Below are 20,249 nucleotides of genomic sequence, written 5' to 3' on the forward strand. Positions count from 1 at the left end.
GCGCCTCCGCCGACGAGCGCGGACCTCACCCACGCCGTACCGGTGTGACCAGGGCCCCGACCCTGTCGATGTCGAGGCGAACACTGCTCAGCAGTTCGGGCACCCGGACGCCAAGGTCGCCTTCAAGAAGGTCCAGGGCGGCCCGCGCGGGAATCCTGACCGACAAGGTCTGCACCTCGATCAGGTCATCGGCGGTCACGCAAGCGGGGCTCACAGGGCCGAGGAAATCTCCTTCCCCCGAAACCAGGTCGAGGGCGATGTCGACAGCGGGCGGACCAGGTCGTCGGCGGCGTCCTGGAGGGCGACCAGGGTGCCGTCGGCGAGCGGGATACGGATGTACTCGGCCTGGCAGCCGCCCACGAACTCCTTGTGCGGGCACGAGGTCTGGTAGCCGGCGTGGCACACGGGGCAGGTGTTGTCGGAGGCGAAGAAGGAGCCGATGACGAACTGCCCCGGCTCGATGTCCCGCACCTCCGAGCCGGTCTCCTCGACCACGCCGACGTACTCGTGGCCGATCGGTGTGGGCTGGGCGACCTCGTTGATGCCACGGTGGTCCCACAGGTCGGAGCCGCACACACAGGCGGCGACCGTCCGGATCACCGCGTCGGCGGGGGCGAGGTTCTTCGGGTCGGGGAAGCATCGGTTCGGCAGCCACGGCGTTGTCGAGGAGGCACGTGGCGGTTCCGCTCGGCGATCTCCCGCGAGCGTGATCACCGCCACCGTGTGGGGTGTGCCGTCCCCGGTCGCTGCTGACGCTTGCGCTCCTGTCAGCTGTGGTCAGTGCGAGGTACGGGTGCTGGTGCGCGGGCCGTCGTACTCGGCGTCGGTGACGTGCTCCAGCCAGTTGACCTCGTCGCCCTCCCACAGCGCGAGGTGCTCCATGAACTGGTCCGGGGTCGCCCCGTGCCAGTGCTCCTCGCCGGGCGGGCAACCGATGGTGTCGCCCGGGTGGGCCTCGATGATCACGCCGTCCCGGGTACCGATCAGGGCGACTCCGGACACGACGTGCAGGGTCTGGCCCAGGCCGTGGCTGTGCCAGGCGGTGCGGGCACCGGGGGCGAAGCGGACCATGTTGGCCCGCGCCCGGGAGGGCTCCTCGCCCCGGTGGATCACGTCCGCCCAGGCGTCGCCGGTGAACATCTGCGCGGGCAGCTTCATGGTCGCCGGCTGCTTGAGGATCTCCATGGTGGTACTCCTTGCGTCGGCCGCCGCAGGGCGGCCGTGAGTGGGTGACGAGAACGAGGTCCCGCAGGTGGTGGGACGGGGTCAGGACGAGCGGAACAGCTCCCGGGCCACCGTCAGGGCGGACATCGCCTTGGGCCATCCGGCGTAGAACGCCATGTGGGTGATCGTCTCGATGAGTTCCGCCTCGGTCACGCCGTTCTGCTTGGCCAAGGGGAGGTGGAAGGTGAGCTGCTCGCTGCTGCCACTGGTGATGAGGCTGGCCACGGTCACCAGGCTGCGGTCCCTCGGCGACAGCTCCGGGCTCTTCCACGCCTGCCCGAACAGCACGTCCTCGCTGTAGGCGGCCAGCGCGGGAGCGACGTCCCCGAACAGCTCCCGCGGGCCCGGCCGGGTCTTCTCCGTCATCGTTCCTGTCCTTTCCACGGTGCGCGACGGCGCTCATCGGCACGCCGTCAGACGGGTGGGCGACACCGCGCCGGGGTTTCATTCCGCCCGCAAGGCACGGCCGCCGCCACCCGGACGACGCTCCGGCCGACCGGGCCGGTCGGCCTGGCGCCGATCGCGCCACAACCGATGGAACCGCGGGTCACACGCGCGTGGAAGAACTCGTTGATACGTGTACTGGCAGTACACCCCACCGCCGGAGACACCGCCGAGAAAGCCGACGTAGCCTCGAAGCCATGGACAACCGAAGCGAGGTGCGCGAGTTCCTGACCAGCCGTCGTGCCAAGATCACGCCCCAGCAGGCGGGGCTGCCCGCCTACAGCGGCAACCGGCGCGTCAAGGGGCTGCGCAGGGAAGAAGTCGCGCTGCTCGCCGGCGTCAGCGCCGAGTACTACGCCCGCCTGGAGCGCGGCAACCTTTCCGGCGTCTCCGAGACCGTCCTCGACTCCCTCGCCCGCGCCCTCCAGCTCGACGAAGCCGAGCGCGCCCACCTCGACGACCTGGCCCGCACCGCCAACACCACCCGCCGCGCACCCCGCCGCCGGACCCCGCAGCCGATCCGGCCCGCCCTGCAGCACCTGCTCGACGCGATGACCGAGGCACCCGCCTTCATCCGCAACGGCCGCCTGGACATCCTGGCCACCAACCGGCTGGGCCGCGCACTGTACGACCCGGTGTTCGCCGACCCGGCCCGGCCCGTGAACCTCGCCCGGTACGAGTTCCTCAACCCCGGCGCGGCCGACTTCCTGCCCCGGCTGGAGGCCCAGGCCGCCGGAGCGGTGGCGCTGCTGCGCACCGAGGCGGGACGCGACCCGTACAACCGGGACCTGACCGACCTCGTCGGTGAACTCTCCACCCGCAGCGAGAAGTTCCGTACCCTGTGGGCCGCCCACGACGTGCGACTGCACCAGACCGGCGTCAAGCGCTTCCACCACCCCGCGGTCGGCGAACTCTCCCTCCCCTTCGAGGCCATGCCCATCCCGACCGACCCCGGCCTCACCCTCACCGCGCTCAGCGCCGAGCCCGGCACCCCGTCCCACGACAGCCTCAAACTCCTCGCCAGCTGGGCCGCCACCCTCGACCAGGACGACCAGGACCACCAGCCGGACACCGCAATCACCAGCGGTGAGCAGAGCGCATAGCGGAGCTGCGCGACGCCACCTCGGACGAGGTGAGCGGCCTGCCGGCGCGCATGGCGTTCCACCAGGCCTGGCTCCGGATCGGAGCGTCGTCCGTCGCAGGGCCGTCAGAGGCCCGCGATCGTGTTCCAGCGCTTGGCGAACTCCGTGCGTTCCGTGGACGTGATGTCGCGCGCGATCGCCAGCCGCTTCCGCATGGTGGCGTTCGGGAAGATCAGCGGGTTCTCGGCGAGGGCGGCGGTGTCCTCGTCCTTGGAGGAGGCGAGGACGTGCTGGGCTGCCGGGACCGGGCAGACGTAGTTGACCCAGGACGCCAGTTCGGCGGCGACCTCGGGCTCGTAGTAGTAGTCGACGAGCTTCTCGGCGTTGGCCTTGTGGCGGGCCAGGTTGGGGATCATCAGCGAGTCGGACCACAGCTCGGCGCCCTCCTCGGGGACGACGAAGCGGATGTCCGGGTTGTCCGCCTGGAGTTGGATCACGTCGCCCGAGTACGCCTGGCAGGCCAGTACGTCACCGCTGACCAGGTCCTTGGTGTAGTCGTTGCCCGTGAAGCGGCGGATCTGGCCGCTGTGCACATACTTCTCGACCTGGTCGCAGATCTTGTGGAAGTCGTCGGCCTTCCACCGGGTGATGTCGACGCCGTTGCCTTGCATGAGCAGCGCGAACGCCTCGTCGAGGCCGGAGAGCAGGGTGACCCTGCCCTTGAGGTCGGGGGCCCACAGGTCCGAGACGTGGTTGATCTCGCGGCCGAGCTTGCGGCGGTTGTACGCGATGCCGGTGATACCGGACTGCCACGGCACGGTGGACTTGCGGCCCGGGTCGAACGCGGGCCGGCTCAGCAGCGGGTCGAGGTATATGGCGACGTTCGGCTGCCTGGCGCGGTCCATCTCCTGCACCCAGCCGAGCCGGACGAAGCGCGCGCACATCCAGTCGCTGATGACGATCAGGTCGCGGCCGGTCCGCTGGTGGTTCATCAGGGACGGGCTGATCTTGCCGAAGAACTCGTCGTTGTCGTTGATCTCCTCGATGTAGTCGACGGAGATCCCGGTGCGCTTGCGGAAGGCGTCCAGCGTGGGCCGCTTCGTGTGGTCCTTGTCGTCGGTGTCTATGTAGAGCGGCCAGTTCGCCCAGGTCAGCCGCTTGTCGCGGGCCGAGATGTCGGCTCCGGCGCGGTCACCGGGTGACACGTACGCGGCGGGCACCCCGCAGCCCGCGAGGGCCCCGAGCGCCGCACCCCCGCCCAGGACGCGCAACAGGGACCGGCGGGAGCGGGGCGAGGTCTTCCGAATCTCTGGCACCCCGGCAGCATGCCTGCTGCGACTCCGCGCGGACAATGGACGCTGCGTCGAGCGGTCGCACGCCGACCCGACACCCTGTCGATCGCCTGGTTACCGGGCAGTTGCCTGGTGCGGCTACCTCGTAGGGCTGCCTCGCACGGCCACCTCACGGCGCAGCCCGGCGGCCACGGTCTCGGCGAGCTCTTCGTGGTCCTCGACCACCAGCACACGCATGCCGGTCAGTGTGGCGAGCGGGCGGTTACACCGTCATAAGCACCGCCGTTCCCGTGCCGTAACCGCGCTCCCGCTTCTCTGGATCCCGTCAGCACCACCGCCCCACCACCAGGAGGACGGGGAGGGGCAGAAGTACTTCCCCGGATTCCACGCGTCCGAGGACGGAAGCGGACACGCACGGCTGGACGTGAAGGTGACCGGCAAAGACCTCGACCCCACGTCGGATGCCTACAAGGGCGCCCTGAACACCTGCGCGCCGATCCTGAAGAAGGCCGGCATCACCTTCCCGGACCCCTCCGGCCTGCCGCCGCTGCCCGAACCGGGCAAGGGAGCGGGCACGGGCCCGGGCAGGTCCCTGCGCATCGAGCCCGGAACCCCCGGTGACCCGGGCCTCCCGTCACTCACGACCAGCGGCAGTCGGCACGCCTGACCATCGCGAGGGGGGAACACCGCGGCCCCGGACGGGATCAACTTCCGTCCGGGGCCGCACGGTTCACACCGTACGAACTACGCGTCCAGCGACGTCATCACGTGCTTGATCCGCGTGTAGTCGTCGAAGCCGTACGCCGACAGGTCCTTGCCGTAGCCGGATTTCTTGAAGCCGCCGTGCGGCATCTCGGCGACCAGCGGGATGTGGGTGTTGATCCACACGCAGCCGAAGTCGAGGGACTTCGACAGGCGCATCGCGCGGCCGTGGTCCTTCGTCCAGACCGAGGAGGCGAGGGCGTAGTCGACGCCGTTGGCCCACTCGATGGCCTGGGCCTCGTCCGTGAAGGACTGGACGGTGATGACCGGCCCGAAGACCTCGTTCTGGATGATCTCGTCGTCCTGCTTGAGGCCGGAGACGACGGTCGCGGCGTAGAAGTAGCCCTTGTCGCCGACCTGCTGGCCGCCCGCCTCGACCTTGGCGTGCGCGGGCAGGCGCTCGATGAACCCGGCGACCTGCTTGAGCTGGTTCGGGTTGTTGAGCGGGCCGTAGAGCACGTCCTCGTCGTCCGGCTGGCCGGTCTTCGTCTCGGCGGCGGCCTTGGCGAGTGCGGCGACGAACTCGTCGTGGATGGACTCCTGGACGAGGACGCGGGTGGCGGCCGTACAGTCCTGGCCCGCGTTGAAGAAGCCCGCGACCGAGATGTCCTCGACGGCCTTGGCGATGTCGGTGTCCTCGAAGACCACGACCGGGGCCTTGCCGCCCAGCTCCAGGTGGACCCGCTTGAGGTCCTTGGACGCCGACTCGGCGACGGACATACCCGCGCGTACGGAGCCCGTGATGGAGGCCATCGCCGGGGTCGGGTGCTCGACCATCGCGCGGCCGGTCTCGCGGTCGCCGCAGATGACGTTGAAGACGCCCTTGGGCAGGATGCCGCCGATGATGTCGGCGATCAGAACGGTGGAGGCGGGGGTGGTGTCCGAGGGCTTCAGGACGACCGTGTTGCCCGCCGCGAGCGCCGGGGCGAACTTCCACACCGCCATCATCATCGGGTAGTTCCACGGCGCGACCTGCGCGCAGACACCGATCGGCTCGCGGCGGATGATGGAGGTCATCCCCTCCATGTACTCGCCGGCCGAGCGGCCCTCGAGCATCCGCGCCGCGCCCGCGAAGAAGCGGATCTGGTCGACCATGGGCGGGATTTCCTCGGACCGGGTCAGCCCGATCGGCTTGCCGGTGTTCTCGACCTCGGCGGCGATCAGTTCCTCGGCCCGCTCCTCGAACGCGTCCGCGATCTTCAGGAGGGCCTTCTGACGCTCGGCCGGGGTCTGGTCGCGCCAAGCCGGGAAGGCCGCCGCGGCGGCCGCCATGGCGGCGTCCACGTCGGCCTGACCGGACAGCGGCGCGCTCGCGTACGCCTCGCCGGTCGCGGGATTGACGACCTCGGTGGTCCGCCCGTCGGCGGCGTCCCGGAACTCACCGTCGATGTAATTGCGCAGACGACGCAGCTCGGTGCTCACTGCCGGCCCTCCAAGTTCAGGTGTCCAATCGCTGAGACACCCACCCTAATCCGTGGGCCCACGTTTTCAACACCCCCGGTCACCCCTTGACTGCGAAATCCGCAAGCTACGACCTCGTAAACAACGAATTTCATCGCTACGGCCTTGCGGAACCGTCGAGACGTCGTGCACAGTGAGCTCGTGGCCAGTCGAAGCGCAGACCCCAGGGACTCCACCCGCGAGTCCAGGAACGGCAGTCCCCAGCTGGACTCCGTATCCCTCGCCATCATCGAGCAGCTCCAGCAGGACGGACGCCGTCCGTACGCCGCGATCGGCAAGGCCGTCGGCCTGTCCGAGGCGGCCGTGCGTCAGCGCGTCCAGAAGCTGCTCGACCAGGGCGTGATGCAGATCGTCGCCGTCACGGACCCGCTCACCGTGGGCTTCCGCAGGCAGGCGATGGTCGGCGTCAATGTCGAGGGCGACCTCGATCCGGTGGCCGACGCGCTGACCGCCATGTCGGAAGTCGAGTACGTGGTGATGACCGCGGGCTCGTTCGACATCCTCGCGGAGATCGTCTGCGAGGACGACGACCACCTGCTGGACGTCATCAACAAACGCATCCGGGCCCTGCCCGGGGTGCGCTCCACCGAGAGCTTCGTCTATCTGAAGCTCAAGAAGCAGACCTACATGTGGGGAACCCGATAGCCGTGAGCACACAGGACCTGAGCAAGACCGCGTACGACCACTTGTGGATGCACTTCACCCGCATGTCCTCGTACGAGAACGCGCCCGTTCCCACCATCGTCCGTGGTGAGGGCACCTACATCTACGACGACAAGGGCAAGCGCTACCTCGACGGTCTCGCGGGCCTGTTCGTGGTCCAGGCGGGCCACGGCCGCACCGAGCTCGCGGAGACGGCGTTCAAGCAGGCGCAGGAGCTGGCCTTCTTCCCGGTGTGGTCCTACGCCCACCCCAAGGCCGTCGAGCTCGCCGAGCGCCTCGCGCACTACGCTCCGGGCGACCTGAACAAGGTCTTCTTCACCACCGGCGGTGGCGAGGCCGTCGAGACCGCGTGGAAGCTCGCCAAGCAGTACCACAAGCTCACCGGCAACTACACGAAGTACAAGGTCATCTCGCGTGCGGTCGCCTACCACGGCACCCCGCAGGGCGCCCTGTCCATCACGGGCCTGCCGGCTCTGAAGGCCCCCTTCGAGCCGCTCGTCCCGGGCGCGCACAAGGTGCCGAACACGAACATCTACCGCGCCCCGATCCACGGCGACGACCCGGAGGCCTTCGGCCGCTGGGCCGCCGACCAGATCGAGCAGGAGATCCTGTTCGAGGGCCCGGAGACCGTCGCCGCGGTCTTCCTGGAGCCGGTGCAGAACGCCGGCGGCTGCTTCCCGCCGCCGCCCGGCTACTTCCAGCGCGTGCGCGAGATCTGCGACAAGTACGACGTGCTGCTCGTCTCCGACGAGGTCATCTGCGCCTTCGGCCGCCTCGGCACGATGTTCGCCTGTGACAAGTTCGGCTACGTCCCGGACATCATCACCTGCGCCAAGGGCATGACCTCGGGCTACTCCCCCATCGGTGCCGCCATCGTCTCGGACCGGATCGCCGAGCCGTTCTACAAGGGCGACAACACCTTCCTGCACGGCTACACCTTCGGCGGCCACCCGGTCTCCGCGGCCGTGGCGCTCACCAACCTCGACATCTTCGAGCGTGAGGGCCTCAACCAGCACGTGCTCGACAACGAGGCCAACTTCCTGCAGACCCTGCAGAAGCTGCACGACCTGCCGATCGTCGGTGACGTCCGCGGCAACGGCTTCTTCTACGGCATCGAGCTGGTGAAGGACAAGGCCACCAAGGAGACCTTCACGGACGAGGAGTCGGAGCGCGTGCTCTACGGCTTCGTCTCCAAGAAGCTCTTCGAGTACGGCCTCTACTGCCGCGCCGACGACCGCGGTGACCCGGTCATCCAGCTGTCGCCGCCGCTGATCTCCGACCAGTCGACCTTCGACGAGATCGAGGGGATCGTCCGTCAGGTGCTGACGGAGGCGTGGACAAAGCTCTGATCTTCCTCCGGGATGATCAACAACGGCCCCGGTGGCGCCCGTTCGAGTGAGAATGGGCGCCTCGGGGCCGCGTGCTGTCCGGCCTGGCGGCCCCGACTCCCTAGCGTGCCCAGTGACCGATCGGCCCTGCCTTCGTTCCCTCGTCCGGGGGATTGGCAGCGCAAATCTGATCTGAACGAGGTGTACGCGATGGTGGCCCCGCCGGACAACGACGTGCTCTGGGCACGCGCCCTGCACGTCAAGCACAACGGCTCGCCCGCGCTCAGCGGTGTCTCGCTCGGCATCCGCGACGGCGAGATCCTCGCCGTCGGCGGCCCACGCGGCAGCGGCAAGACGACCCTGCTCCGGTGTCTGTCGGGGCAGCTGCTGCCCCAGCAGGGCGAGGTCTGGTTCAACAGCACGCCGGTGCACACCATGGACCCCGTCACCCGCGAACGGCTGCGCCGCGACCGCTTCGGCTGGATCGACCCCACGCCCGTCCTCGTACCGGAACTGAACGCCTGGGAGAACGCGGCGCTGCCCCTGATGCTGCGTGGCTGTGGCCGCCGGGCCGCCAAGACCGCCGCCCTCGAGTGGCTGGAACGCCTCGACATCCGCGACTGCGCCCGCAAACGCCCGCACGCCCTGCTCCAGACCGAGCGGCAGCGCGTCGCCATCGCCCGGGCGCTCGCCCTCTCCCCCAAGGTGCTCTTCGCCGACGAACCGTCCGCCCCGCTGCACCGCGCCGACGGCGCCCACGTCCTGCGCACCCTCACCTCGGCGGCCCGCTCCCACGGCATCACGGTCGTCCTCGCCACGCACTACGCGGACACCGCGGCCCTCGCCGACCGCACCGTGTCGCTGCTCGACGGACGGCGCGTGAACACCCTCCACCTGCCCCCGGTCGTCGAGGCGGAAGGCCGGGCCGCGTGCTCGCTCTCCGTCTAGCCCGCGGGGCCCACTCCCTCGTCCAGCTGCGCAGACTTCTTGTCGTCGCCGCCTCGGCGGGCACCGGCTTCCTGCTGCTGTGCACGCTGGGGTACGCGCTGGCGCACCCGGACCCCTCGGCCGGCGCGCTGCTGCGGCTCCTGTGGTGCCTCGCGCCCGCCGCCGCCACCGTGCACTTCGCGGTCGCGGTCGCCCGTACGGACCCGGGGACCCGGCCACGCCCCGGGCTCGCGGCGATCGGACTCGGCCCCGGCCGGCTGATGGCGATCTCGGCGGTCACCACCGCCCTGTCGACCACGCTCGGCTCGATGCTCGCGCTGCTCGTCTTCCTGCACCTGCGCGGCGACCTGCCCGGCATGTCCTTCGACGGCGGCGAGGCGGCCTTCCTCGCCGCCGACTACCCGCTGCCGCTGCCCGCGGCCGTGACCCTGCTGCTGCTGGTCCCGCTGGCCGCCTCCCTGGCGAGCGCGGTGGCGCTGCGACCGCGGAGTCCCCGGCCGACCCGTCCCCGACGGCCGGGCGCCGACGGCGACTCCCCCCATGAGCCGTCCCGTACACGCGCCAAGTCCGGCCCGTACGCCGACCAGCCAGGGCGCCCGCTGGATCCGCAGCAGCCCGCCCCTCCGCTGCCCACCCCCGGGGGACTGCCCTGGGGCACCGCCGTCCTCGCGGCGGGCCTTGCCGTGGAGGCGTACGCGAGCCGTTCGGGACCCGGCCTGGCGCTGCCTGGCCGTTTCACGGGCGGCCCCGCCCGGGTGTTCGGCGGCTGGTCCCTGACCGCGCTCGGGCTGATGCTGGCCGCCCCCGCGATCACGCACCTGTGCGGGCGGCTGCTCCAGGCCGTACGCCCCGGCGTGCTGCGGCTGCTCGCCGGGCGCGTCCTGCAGGAGGAGGCCCGGCGCATCGGGCGCCCGCTCGGCGTGGTATGCGCGGTCGCGTCCGGCGCGTACGCCATGGCGACGGTGTACTCGGGGGCGCGGCCCTCGTTCGGTCCGCTCAGCACGCTCGGAGCGCTGCTCGTGGCCGGGTGCACCGTCGCGACCCTGCTGACGTCGGCGATCGAAGCCAAGCACGCGCGCGCCGACACCACGGCGGCGCTGCTGCGCATGGGGGCACCGACCACGGTGCTGAGGGGCGCCGCGCTGCTCCGCGCGGGCGCGCTGCTCGCCACGTTCGGCCCGCTGACCTGGGTGGTCGCGGAACTGGCGGCGGTGCCGCTGGTGCGCTGAGCACGCGTACGCGTTTCCTTCCCCCTTCCTTCCCGCCTCCTTCCCATTTCTTTCCCGGCGAGCGATGAGTTCCGCGCGGAGGAGCGGTCTACCTCTGCGAACGGCACCGCATCACTTCACCCTCACCGGGAGAGACCCCTCATGTACCAGCAGATGATCTTCGTGAACCTCGCCGTGAACGACGTCGACACCTCGAAGAAGTTCTTCACCGAGCTCGGCTACACGATCAACCCGCAGTTCACGACGGACGACTGCGCCTGTGTCGTCATCAGCGACACGATCATCGCGATGCTGCTGAGCAAGCAGCGCTACACGGACTTCACGAAGAAGGAGATCGCGGACCCGACGAAGACCAGCGAGGTGCTGCTGTGTCTGAGCGCCGAGAGCCGCGAGAAGGTCGACGAGCTCTGCGACAAGGCCCTCGCGGCGGGCGGCTCGGGGACCCGGGAGGCCCAGGACCACGGCTTCATGTACGGCCGCACCTTCGACGACCTGGACGGCCACACCTGGGAAGTCATGTGGATGGACCCGGCCGCGGTCCAGAGCTGAGCCCCCCCGGAGGGGGGACACCCACGCATGTGTCCCCCTCAAAGGTGGGAGCCTCGCTCCAGGAGGGGAGACCGCCGCCCACCGCCGAAGGACCCACCCCTAGCATGGCCGCGTGCAGCCAACTCCCCTTCACGCCGCCCATGACCACGAGATCGAGTCCCTCGCCGAGTTCGACAAGGTCGTCTCGGAGTACGGCTCGCTCGCCCGGTTCCGCGTCCAGGCCGTGGATCTGACGGACCGTACGGATGCCCTGCTCGCCGTGGACACCGCGGGAGCCGTCTTCCTCGGCTGCCCGATGGACCCCGAGGCGGCTGCACGGGTACGGGCCACCGGCGCGCTCGTCTTTCCGCCCATACCCGGACTGCCCTTCGACCCCTACCGCGGGTCGCTCTACTCCCCGGACGAACTCTTCGCGTCGCTCGACACGGGTTACGAGGCGACCCCGGACGCCCGCGCGTACGTCTGGTTCCAGCAGACCAAGGCCGACGGCGACATCTTCGCGTCGATGCTGCGCGCGATCCACGACGACTCGGTGTCGGACGCGCTCGACGAACTCCTCGTCGGCACCCGAGTCGTGGGCGTGATGGGCGGTCACGCGATGGCACGCGGCACGGAGGCCTACGAGGGCGCCGCACGCCTGGGGCGCGAACTGGCGCGTGCCGGGCTCACGGTCGCCACCGGCGGCGGCCCCGGCGCGATGGAGGCCGCGAACCTCGGCGCGTACGCCGCCCCGTTCGACGACGAGATGCTCACCGAGGCGCTCCGGCTCCTCGCCGAGGCACCGTCGTTCACCCCCTCCATCGGCGACTGGGCGCGCGCCGCCTTCGCCGTGCGCGAGCGCTGGCCGGGCGGCGGCCCCTCCGTCGGCATCCCGACCTGGTTCTACGGCCACGAACCGCCGAACGCCTTCGCCGCCCACATTGCCAAGTACTTCGCCAACGCGACCCGGGAGGACGGGCTGTTGGCCCGTTCGAACGCGGGTGTCGTCTTCCTGCCGGGCGCCGCCGGGACCGTACAGGAGATCTTCGACAACGCGACCCCGAACTACTACGAGTCGCGCGGTGAGCCCACCCCCATGGTTCTTGTGAACCGTGCGCATTGGACCGAAAAACACCCCACTTGGCCCCTTCTCCAATCCCTTGCCCGTGAACGGTCGATGGAGTCCCGGATCGCACTGGTGGACCGGATCCAGGAGGCGCCGGAGGCGCTCAAACGCCTCGGCGGTTAATGACAAGGCAAAGCCGACGGCACGGCAGGGCATATGCATTGACAGCCCTTAGGCGGCACTTATAAACCTGTGGGGCCCGAGGGGGCCCTGTTGACACAGCAGAACCCCCCTTAAACCCCCCGCAGTTGCGCATTCTGTGAAGGGCAATCGTGTCCATATCTCGCCGTACCGCACGTTCCGTGCGAATCCTCGGTGTTGCCTCCGCCACCGCCGCGCTCGCGCTCGGTGCCGCCGGCAACGCCCTTGCTTGCAACATCAGTGAGTTCTCCGCCGAAGCCAAGTGCGACGGCACCAAGGGCATCATCTCCGTCACGGACGTGGATGCTTCCGGCGCCAAGGCGACCGTCTCCGTGTTCCTGGAGTCCAATGGCGCCGACGCGAAGAAGGTCGGCGAGCAGGAAGTCCAGGGCTCGCGCCAAGGCGTCACCATCACCTTCGCCGAGGACTGGAAGCCGAACGCCACGTACCGCGTCCACGTCAAGGCCGGTAACCAGGTCGACGCGGACATCAAGGAGAACGTGACCGCTCCGTCCACGGCCTGCGCGACCGAGTCGCCCTCGCCGTCGGCCTCGGAGACCCCGAAGCCGTCGAAGACCCCGTCCTCGCCCGCTTCCTCGGGGACGCCTTCCGCGAACCCGTCGGAGTCGGAGAGCAGCGCCGCCCCCGCGACGCCGGGCGACAACGCCCCGTCCCCCGCGGCCGGTAGCTCCAACCTCGCCGAGACCGGTGCGAACTCCAACACGCCGATGATCGCCGGTATCGCCGGTGCCCTCGTGCTGGTCGGCGGCGGAGCGGTGTTCTTCGGCATGCGTCGCCGCGGCGCCTCGAAGTCGAGCTGAACCGCACACCGTACGTCCGCGTGAAACGTGTGGCCCGTCCCTCTCGAAGGGGGCGGGCCACACGCCTGTCCGGGTGCGCCGGCTAGCCGAAGGTCGCCCGCTCCAGCCAGAAGTCCAGTAGCTCCCGCTCCCCCAGCACCTCCAACCGCCCGTCGTCCAGCGGCAGTCGGCGGTAGAAGGCAAGCAGGATGTCGGTGAGCGGGCCGCGCAGCGCGACGGTCGCCTTCTCGTGGTCCCGGCGCCAGGTGACGCCCTCCTCGGTGAGCTCGACGACCCACTCGGCGTCGAGTTCGGGCGGGGTGTCGGTGGCGTGCAGGTGGATGCTGCGGCCCGGTCCGCGCAGTTCGGCCGCGGCGGCATCGTGCGGCCGCGTCCGCTGCACGAACTCGATGATCCCCAGCCACTCGTCGATCGCGTCCGCGGCCACATCGGGCGCCACCTCGTACGGCAGCCCGGCCGCCAGCGTCGCGTCGGCGCGGTGGATCACCAGCTCGTGCGTCATCCGGCGGGCCCAGAAGCCGGAGCTGAGGTCCCCGGCCCAGGCCCACACCTTGGTGTCGGGCCCCGCCTCGCGCAGCGCGGCGACGAGCATCTCGCCGGTCTCGGCGAGCCAGGCGTCCAGCGCGGCGGGGTCGCCCTCGGCGGCGGGTCCCTCAAGGAGCGGCACCCGCTCGTCGTGGACGTTCTCCTGCGCCTTCGTGCGGACGATGAGCTCGACCCAGCGCAGCGCCCCGCCCGTGTGCCGCACGAGCCGCTCCAGCGACCAGTCCGGGCAGGTCGGCACGGTCGCGGACAGGTCGGCCCCGGACGTCACCACGTCCCTCAGTCGCCGCACCTCCACTTCGATCGCGTCGCAGTAGCGGTCATGTGCGAGTGGCGTCATGATCCGCACCCTATGGCGCCGACGGCTCCCCGAGCACCACGATTTCAGCTGCCTCGAATGCCACGCCGACCTCGTCGCCAGGCGCGGGCGCCTCCCGCAGCGCGCACGCCGCCTCGATGGGCGGCGCGCCTTCCGGCTTCAGCTGTACGGCGACGTGGGTGCCCCGGAAGGTGCGTGCGGCCACGGTGCAGCGCAGCCCGTCCGCGGGGGCGACCAGCCGCACGCCCGCGGGCCGTACGAGGAGGGTGCCGGGGCCCTGCGCGGTACCCTCCGGCACCGGGACCTTCCCCCACGGGGTGTCCGCGAGCCGATCGCGCACCGTCGCCGCGACCACGTTGTCGAAGCCGAGGAAACGGGCCACGAACTCGTCCGCCGGGTGCGTCCAGACCTCAAGTGGCGTGCCGGACTGGGCGATCCTTCCCTCGCGCATCACCACGACCCGGTCGGCGAGCGCGAAGGCCTCGCCCTGGTCGTGGGTGACGGCGAGCACGGTCGTGCCCAACTCGCCGAAGAGCTGCCGGAGTTCCACGACGAGCCGCTCCCGCAGCGAGCGGTCCAGCTGGCCGAGCGGCTCGTCGAGCATCAGCAGCCGGGGGCGCGGGGCGAGTGCACGGGCCAGCGCGACCCGCTGCTGCTCACCACCCGAGAGGGCGGCGACAGCGCGCGCCTGGGCCCCGGGCAGCCCGACCAGCTCCAGCAGCTCCTGGACCCGTGCGGCCTGTTGGTCCTTCGACGCGCCGTGCATGCGCAGCCCGAAGGCGACATTGCCGCCCACGTCCCGCTGCGGGAAGAGCTGGTGGTCCTGGAACATCAGCCCGACGCCCCGCTTGTGCGCGGGCACCCCGGCCTGGTCGCGTCCCGCCAGGAGCACGCGGCCCGCGTCGAGCGACTGCAGTCCGGCCACCGCGCGCAGCAGCGTGGACTTGCCGCTGCCGCTCGGTCCGAGCACACACACGATCTCGTGCTCGGCGACGTCGAGGCCGACGGCGTCGAGTACCGGCCGACCGCCGAAGCGTACGGTCGCGGCCTCGACCCTCAGCAGGGCGTTCCGCGCGCGGGAATGCTCCGTCGGCATCCGCTCCCGCGCCTCCCGCGTCTTCTGCGCCGGCTCTGCCGCCTCCGCCGCCTGTGTCGCTTGCTTCGCGAGTCGCGCCATCAGAACTCCCCCGTCCGGTCGGTGCGGATGCGCTCCAACAGCAACAGGGCCACCGCGCACACCACCATCAAGATCGTCGAAAGGGCCATCGCCTGGCCGTAGTTGAGGTCACCGGCACGCCCGAGCAGCCGGGCCACGGCAACCGGCAGGGTGGGGTTGTCAGGCCGCGCGATGAAGACCGTCGCCCCGAACTCGCCCAACGACACGGCGAAGGCGAACCCCGCCGCGATCAGCAGCGCCCGCCGCACCATCGGCAGGTCGACCTCCCGCCACACCCGCCAGGGCGACGCTCCGAGGACGGCGGCGGCCTCCCGGAGCCGTCCGTCCACCGCCCGCAGCACCGGCAGCATGGTGCGTACGACGAAGGGGACGCCCACCAGCGCCTGCGCGAGCGGCACCAGGATCCAGGAGGAACGCAGATCCAGCGGCGGTTCGTCGAGCGCGATCAGGAAGCCGAACCCGACGGTCACGGCGGACACGCCGAGCGGCAGCATCAGCAACGCGTCGAAGCCCCGTACGAGACGCCCGGTCCGCCGGGTGAGCGCGGCGGCCGCCAGACCGCCGATCACGACGGCGATGGCGGTGGCGGCCAGCGCGTACTCCAGCGAGTTGCCGATCGCCGCGATCGGCGCCACCAGGAAGATGCCGCTGTCGGCCGAGGTCAACGCCTTGTAGTACGCGAATCCGTAGCCGCCGGGTACGTCCAGGGACCGCTGGACCAGTACCCCGAGCGGCAGGACGAGAAGAACGAGGATGCTCGCCAGGACCCCGCCCAACAGCGCCCACTGCCCGGCCCCGCGGGGTCGGCGCACGGTCACCTCCGGAGCCACCAGGCGCAGGGCGGTCTCCCGGCGGCGTACGGTCCAGGCGTGCACGGCGAGGATCGCGCCGACCGCCACGAACTGGACGATCGTCAGCACCGCCGCGGTCGCGAGGTCGAAGATCTCCGAGGTCTGCCGGTAGATCTCGACCTCGAGGGTGGAGAAGGTCGGCCCGCCGAGGATCTGCACCACACCGAACGAGGTGAAGGTGAAGAGGAAGACCATCAGCGCTGCGGCGGCCACGGCCGGGCTCAGCGCCGGCAGCGTCACCTTGCGCCAGGCCGCGAACCGGGAGGCACCCAGCATCCGCGCGGCCTCCTCCTGACGCGGGTCGAGCTGCGACCAGAGCCCGCCGACGGTCCGTACGACCACCGCGTAGTTGAAGAAGACGTGCGCGAGCAGAATCGCCCAGACGGTGGTGTCCAGCCGTACGCCCCACAGCTGGTCGAGGAGTCCGCCCCGGCCCACCAGGGCCAGGAACGCCGTACCGACCACGACCGTCGGCAGCACGAACGGGACCGTCACCACCGCCCGCAGCACCTGCTTGCCCCTGAAGTCGAAGCGCGCGAAGACATACGCGCCGGGGAGCGCGATCAGCAGCGTGAGCGCCGTGGAGGCGAGCGCCTGCCAGGTGGTGAACCACAGGACGTGCCGGATGTCGGACTGCGCGAGCACCTCACCGATCCGTCCGAACCGCCAGACCCCGTCGATCTTGAGGCCGCGGGCGACGATCGCGGCGACGGGGTAGGCGAAGAAGACGGCGAAGAACGCGACGGGCAGGGCCATCAGCCCGATCCGCGTCGCGCTCTCCTTGCGGCTCCTTCGAGGCGCTACTTCAGTACGAGCGAGGTCCACGACTTGACCCACTGGTCACGGTTGTCGGCGATCTTGGCGGGGGCCAGGGTCTCGGGGTGCTCGGCCTGCGGGCCGAACTTCACGAACTCCTCGGGCACCCGGGCGGTCTCGCGGACCGGGTACACGAACATGTTCAGCGGCATGTCGTCCTGGAATTCGACGCTGATGAGGAAGTCGAGGAGCGCCTTGCCGCCCTTGGTGTTCTTCGCGTTGTTCAGCAGCCCCGCGTACTCGACCTGGCGGAAGCAGGTGCCGCTCGCGACCCCGGTCGGCGCGGTCTTCGGCTTCGGGTCGGCGTAGATCACCTCGGCGGGCGGGGAGGAGGCGTACGAGACGACCAGCGGCCGGTCGGCCTTGGCCTTCTTGCCTCCCGCGGACCCGGAGAATTCGTCGTTGTAGGCCTGCTCCCAGCCGTCGACCACCTTCACGCCGTTGGCCCTGAGCTTCTTCCAGTAGTCCTGCCACCCGTCGTCGCCGTACTTCGCGGCGGTCCCGAGCAGGAAGCCGAGGCCGGGCGAGGACGTGGACGCGTTCTCGGTGACGAGGAGGTTCTTGTACGCGGGCTTGATCAGGTCGTCGAACGAGGTGGGCGGGGCCAGCTTGTGCTTGCTGAAGTAGGCCTTGTCGTAGTTGACGCAGATGTCACCGGAGTCGATGGGCGTGACCCGGTGCTTGTCCTGGTCGATCCGGTACTGCTGGACGATCTGGTCGGAGCCCTTGGCCTCGTACGACTGGAACAGCCCGTTGTCGAGCGCACGGGACAGCAGGGTGTTGTCGACGCCGAAGAAGACGTCGCCCTGCGGGTTGTCCTTGGTGAGGATGGCCTTGTTGACGGCCTGCCCGGCGTCGCCGTCCTTGAGGACCCTGACCTTGTACCCTGACTGCTTCTCGAAGTCCTGCAGCACGCTCTTCGACACGGCCCACGAGTCGTGGCTGACGAGCGTGACGGTCTTGGAGTCCCCGGCGCCGCCGCTGTCGGAGGACCCGCACGCGGACAGCGTGACGAGGCCCAGCCCGATGACGATGGCCGTGGTCGTCCTCTTGGTGATCACTGAATTCCTCCTGGGATGACCAGGAAGAGACGCGGCCCTGCCCGGGATCCTCGGAAGGTTCCCGGGCAGGGCGCAACAGCTTGAGTGATGCCCGAACTTCCTACCCAGAATGACCTGGGCAAGGTTCAGAGGGTCTGCGGCCCACCGGTGCTCCGGCTACCGCACTCTCAGCGCTGTGGCGCTCCCCTGTCGGAATATGAAGATGTCGGAATATGAAATTGCATTGACTGACAGTGGCCGGCACTAGCCGGCACCGACTGAAAAGGGCACCGCCGGGCACTGCCGCCGATCAGACTATCGCTCGGTCGCGGCCAGCTGTCCGCATGCCCCGTCGATCTCCTGGCCCCGGGTGTCCCGGACGGTCACCGGCACCCCGTGAGCCGCGATCGCCTCGACGAACGCCTTCTCGTCCTCGGGCCGCGAGGCGGTCCACTTCGAGCCCGGCGTCGGGTTCAGCGGGATGAGGTTGACGTGCACGGGCTTGCCCTTGAGCAGCCGCCCGAGCCTGTCACCACGCCATGCCTGGTCGTTGATGTCCCGGATGAGGGCGTACTCGATGGACAGCCGGCGTCCGGACTTGGCCGCGTACTCCCAACCGGCGTCGAGCACCTCGCGCACCTTCCACCGCGTGTTGACGGGGACGAGGGCGTCGCGCAGCTCGTCGTCAGGGGCGTGCAGCGAGATGGCGAGACGGCACTTGAAGCCCTCGTCGGAGAACCGGTGGATGGCGGGCACCAGCCCGACCGTCGACACGGTGATCCCGCGCTGCGAGAGCCCGAGCCCGTCCGGCTCGGGGTCGGTGAGCGCGCGGATGGCGCCCACGACCCGCTTGTAGTTGGCGAGCGGCTCGCCCATGCCCATGAAGACGATGTTGCTCAGCCGCGCCGGACCGCCCGGGATCTCGCCGTCCCGGAGGGCCCGCATCCCGTCCACGATCTGGTGCACGATCTCGCCCGTGGACAGGTTCCGGTCCAGCCCGGCCTGTCCGGTGGCGCAGAACGGGCAGTTCATCCCGCAGCCCGCCTGCGAGCTGATGCACATGGTCACCCGGTCCGGGTAGCGCATCAGCACGGACTCTACGAGCGTGCCGTCGAACAGGCGCCACAGGGTCTTGCGGGTGGTGTCCTGGTCGGTCGACAGATGCCGCACGACCGTCATCAGCTCGGGAAGCAGCGCCTCCTGGAGCTTGCCGCGCGCGGCGGCCGGGATGTCCGTCCACTCCGCGGGGTCGTGCGCGAACCGCGCGAAGTAGTGCTGCGAGAGCTGCTTGGCGCGAAACGGCTTCTCACCGATCGCGGCAACCGCCTCTTTGCGCTCGGCGGGCGTGAGGTCGGCGAGGTGCCGCGGCGGCTTCTTGGCTCCGCGGGGGGCGACGAATGTGAGTTCTCCGGGCTTAGGCATGGCCATACCAGTGTCGCAGATCGAATTGCGTGAACTGGGCCGCGAGCCGTGCAGGGTGATCGTCATTGGTCGTCTCTGGTCGTCATGGGCCCTCCTCGGACGGCCCAGGGACGGCCCGGCGCACACACCCTGCCGGCTAAGGGAAACGTGGCTGATCCTCTCCCTCACGCGGGTACAGCGACGCATCGCCGACATCGAACAGCGGGAGGCCGAGCGGCGACACGGCGAGCAGGTACGACCGCAGATACCCGACTGGCTGCTCGAAGTAGGCATAGGCAGCGACAAACCCCCGTAGCTGTTCACATTACGAGTTGTCCGATCTTGGTCCGGGGGCGTCCGCTGACGTTCGCCTTGAGGCTCACATGCCTGGTCAGCGGGCCTGCCGGACCTCGACGGACGTCGACAGACCGACCCGGAATGTGTGGCGGGCCCCAATGGCGGGCCCCAATTGAGACCACGGCCTCTTCGTCCCAACCAGGTCAGGACAAGATCCCAACCTGACCTCGGCCGCGTTCATGCAGGTCAGGTCATTGGTATGAGATGGCCTGGTTGGGGACTCGAAGGGAGTGCTAGAGCACGAAGATCAGGACGCCTCCGCGGTTGAGGAAGAACCCGTGGTCGTCGAAGCGGTGATCGAAGCGGAACCCGTTGTGGTCGAAGCGTTGATCGAAGCGGAACCCGTTGTGGTCAAAGCGGAACCCGTTGTGGTCGAAGTGTTGATCGAAGCAGCCTCCGCCCCAGTCACCGCGGTCGCCGCACGAGTCGGTGGTCACATGGGTGTGCACGGCAGGGGCTGCTGCTGCGGCCGTGCTTGCTGCTCCGATCGCAGCGCCGCCGGCCATCAGAATGCCGGCCGCGGACACTGCGGCGAGACGCCTCGCACGTTGTGCTCGCATGATGGATGCACCTTTCCTTCCATCGTCTCGCGCAACTCTCAGCGGGACGAGACGGATAGCCACAGCCGCAAGGGAGGAGCGGCGCGGTCGCAGGCATCGCCTCGTACATACGAGGATCACGTCTTGCAGCCAAGAT

General features: G+C 69.8%; 21 protein-coding genes and 2 pseudogenes. 10 read left to right on the forward strand and 13 right to left on the reverse strand.

The features are described from left to right. Positions 1–25 precede the first annotated feature (25 nt). The 4 genes and pseudogenes from SMIR_RS09235 to SMIR_RS09250 all read right to left on the reverse strand — a co-directional run bounded on the left by SMIR_RS09235 (position 26) and on the right by SMIR_RS09250 (position 1,590). On the reverse strand, positions 26–199 hold the full coding sequence (locus SMIR_RS09235) for a DUF6308 family protein (protein ID WP_212726868.1): 174 nt from the start codon (positions 197–199) through the stop codon (positions 26–28). 68 nt (positions 200–267) lie between these two features. Then, positions 268–651: pseudogene (locus SMIR_RS09240) on the reverse strand (alcohol dehydrogenase catalytic domain-containing protein); the annotation flags it as partial. A gap of 126 nt (positions 652–777) precedes the next feature. Further along, complete coding sequence (locus SMIR_RS09245; RefSeq protein WP_168496103.1) at positions 778–1,185, reverse strand: (R)-mandelonitrile lyase; 408 nt, start codon at positions 1,183–1,185, stop codon at positions 778–780. A gap of 81 nt (positions 1,186–1,266) precedes the next feature. Then, positions 1,267–1,590, reverse strand: coding sequence for a carboxymuconolactone decarboxylase family protein (locus tag SMIR_RS09250; RefSeq protein WP_168496101.1), 324 nt, complete (start codon positions 1,588–1,590; stop codon positions 1,267–1,269). Between the two features lie 275 nt (positions 1,591–1,865). Between SMIR_RS09250 and SMIR_RS09255 the strand changes: the two genes are divergently transcribed. Further along, positions 1,866–2,771 (forward strand): helix-turn-helix transcriptional regulator, encoded by a 906-nt coding sequence (locus SMIR_RS09255; protein ID WP_212726869.1) that lies wholly within the window; start codon positions 1,866–1,868, stop codon positions 2,769–2,771. Between the two features lie 104 nt (positions 2,772–2,875). On the opposite strand, the gene SMIR_RS09260 is transcribed toward SMIR_RS09255, so the two are convergent. Both SMIR_RS09260 and SMIR_RS09265 read right to left on the reverse strand, forming a co-directional pair. Continuing rightward, complete coding sequence (locus SMIR_RS09260) at positions 2,876–4,066, reverse strand: polyamine ABC transporter substrate-binding protein (RefSeq protein WP_168496097.1); 1,191 nt, start codon at positions 4,064–4,066, stop codon at positions 2,876–2,878. A gap of 144 nt (positions 4,067–4,210) precedes the next feature. Continuing rightward, positions 4,211–4,279, reverse strand: a pseudogene (locus SMIR_RS09265) (response regulator transcription factor); the annotation flags it as partial. A 193-nt stretch (positions 4,280–4,472) separates the two neighbouring features. Between SMIR_RS09265 and SMIR_RS09270 the strand changes: the two are divergent. Further along, the gene (locus SMIR_RS09270; protein ID WP_168496095.1) at positions 4,473–4,709 is read left to right on the forward strand and encodes a hypothetical protein; all 237 of its coding nucleotides are present in this window, start codon (positions 4,473–4,475) and stop codon (positions 4,707–4,709) included. Between the two features lie 77 nt (positions 4,710–4,786). On the opposite strand, the gene SMIR_RS09275 is transcribed toward SMIR_RS09270, so the two are convergent. Beyond that, positions 4,787–6,226 carry a gamma-aminobutyraldehyde dehydrogenase gene (locus SMIR_RS09275; protein ID WP_168496093.1) on the reverse strand — a complete coding sequence of 480 codons (1,440 nt, stop codon included), beginning with the start codon at positions 6,224–6,226 and terminating at the stop codon, positions 4,787–4,789. Positions 6,227–6,391: 165 nt separating this feature from the next. Between SMIR_RS09275 and SMIR_RS09280 the strand changes: the two genes are divergently transcribed. The 7 genes from SMIR_RS09280 to SMIR_RS09310 all read left to right on the forward strand — a co-directional run bounded on the left by SMIR_RS09280 (position 6,392) and on the right by SMIR_RS09310 (position 13,049). Next, positions 6,392–6,910 carry an Lrp/AsnC family transcriptional regulator gene (locus tag SMIR_RS09280; RefSeq protein WP_054235338.1) on the forward strand — a complete coding sequence of 173 codons (519 nt, stop codon included), beginning with the start codon at positions 6,392–6,394 and terminating at the stop codon, positions 6,908–6,910. After that, positions 6,895–8,277 carry an aspartate aminotransferase family protein gene (locus SMIR_RS09285; RefSeq protein ID WP_101400932.1) on the forward strand — a complete coding sequence of 461 codons (1,383 nt, stop codon included), beginning with the start codon at positions 6,895–6,897 and terminating at the stop codon, positions 8,275–8,277. Before SMIR_RS09280 ends, SMIR_RS09285 begins: the two co-directional genes overlap by 16 nt. A gap of 189 nt (positions 8,278–8,466) precedes the next feature. Continuing rightward, the gene (locus tag SMIR_RS09290; protein WP_168496091.1) at positions 8,467–9,204 is read left to right on the forward strand and encodes an ABC transporter ATP-binding protein; all 738 of its coding nucleotides are present in this window, start codon (positions 8,467–8,469) and stop codon (positions 9,202–9,204) included. Beyond that, positions 9,186–10,433, forward strand: coding sequence for a hypothetical protein (locus SMIR_RS09295; RefSeq protein ID WP_168496089.1), 1,248 nt, complete (start codon positions 9,186–9,188; stop codon positions 10,431–10,433). Before SMIR_RS09290 ends, SMIR_RS09295 begins: the two co-directional genes overlap by 19 nt. Before the next feature lie 141 nt (positions 10,434–10,574). Beyond that, a complete protein-coding gene (locus SMIR_RS09300; RefSeq protein WP_168496087.1) occupies positions 10,575–10,982 on the forward strand; it encodes a VOC family protein in 408 nt (135 codons plus the stop codon). Between the two features lie 112 nt (positions 10,983–11,094). Continuing rightward, positions 11,095–12,210: an LOG family protein gene (locus SMIR_RS09305; protein ID WP_168496085.1), complete on the forward strand. Its 1,116-nt coding sequence runs from the start codon at positions 11,095–11,097 to the stop codon at positions 12,208–12,210. Between the two features lie 149 nt (positions 12,211–12,359). Then, complete coding sequence (locus tag SMIR_RS09310; RefSeq protein ID WP_168496083.1) at positions 12,360–13,049, forward strand: LAETG motif-containing sortase-dependent surface protein; 690 nt, start codon at positions 12,360–12,362, stop codon at positions 13,047–13,049. Positions 13,050–13,131: 82 nt separating this feature from the next. Here SMIR_RS09310 and SMIR_RS09315 read toward each other — a convergent pair whose 3' ends face one another. The 5 genes from SMIR_RS09315 to rlmN all read right to left on the reverse strand — a co-directional run bounded on the left by SMIR_RS09315 (position 13,132) and on the right by rlmN (position 19,217). Continuing rightward, positions 13,132–13,932, reverse strand: a complete 801-nt coding sequence (locus SMIR_RS09315; RefSeq protein ID WP_168496081.1) for a maleylpyruvate isomerase family mycothiol-dependent enzyme — start codon at positions 13,930–13,932, stop codon at positions 13,132–13,134. Between the two features lie 10 nt (positions 13,933–13,942). Continuing rightward, entirely contained in the window at positions 13,943–15,007 is a 1,065-nt protein-coding gene (locus SMIR_RS09320) for an ABC transporter ATP-binding protein (protein WP_212728338.1), read from the reverse strand. An 80-nt stretch (positions 15,008–15,087) separates the two neighbouring features. Then, positions 15,088–16,764: an ABC transporter permease gene (locus SMIR_RS09325; protein WP_212726870.1), complete on the reverse strand. Its 1,677-nt coding sequence runs from the start codon at positions 16,762–16,764 to the stop codon at positions 15,088–15,090. Beyond that, the gene (locus SMIR_RS09330; protein WP_211119072.1) at positions 16,740–17,813 is read right to left on the reverse strand and encodes a thiamine ABC transporter substrate-binding protein; all 1,074 of its coding nucleotides are present in this window, start codon (positions 17,811–17,813) and stop codon (positions 16,740–16,742) included. The genes SMIR_RS09325 and SMIR_RS09330 overlap by 25 nt, the downstream gene beginning before the upstream one ends. A gap of 297 nt (positions 17,814–18,110) precedes the next feature. Next, the gene (gene rlmN / locus SMIR_RS09335; RefSeq protein WP_212726871.1) at positions 18,111–19,217 is read right to left on the reverse strand and encodes a dual-specificity RNA methyltransferase RlmN; all 1,107 of its coding nucleotides are present in this window, start codon (positions 19,215–19,217) and stop codon (positions 18,111–18,113) included. 10 nt (positions 19,218–19,227) lie between these two features. Between rlmN and SMIR_RS09340 the strand changes: the two genes are divergently transcribed. After that, entirely contained in the window at positions 19,228–19,512 is a 285-nt protein-coding gene (locus tag SMIR_RS09340; protein ID WP_212726872.1) for a hypothetical protein, read from the forward strand. A gap of 274 nt (positions 19,513–19,786) precedes the next feature. On the opposite strand, the gene SMIR_RS09345 is transcribed toward SMIR_RS09340, so the two are convergent. Further along, positions 19,787–20,113 carry a hypothetical protein gene (locus SMIR_RS09345; RefSeq protein WP_168496071.1) on the reverse strand — a complete coding sequence of 109 codons (327 nt, stop codon included), beginning with the start codon at positions 20,111–20,113 and terminating at the stop codon, positions 19,787–19,789. Between the last annotated feature and the right edge of the window lie 136 nt (positions 20,114–20,249).

The organism is Streptomyces mirabilis (assembly GCF_018310535.1).
Taxonomy (GTDB): Bacteria; Actinomycetota; Actinomycetes; order Streptomycetales; family Streptomycetaceae; genus Streptomyces.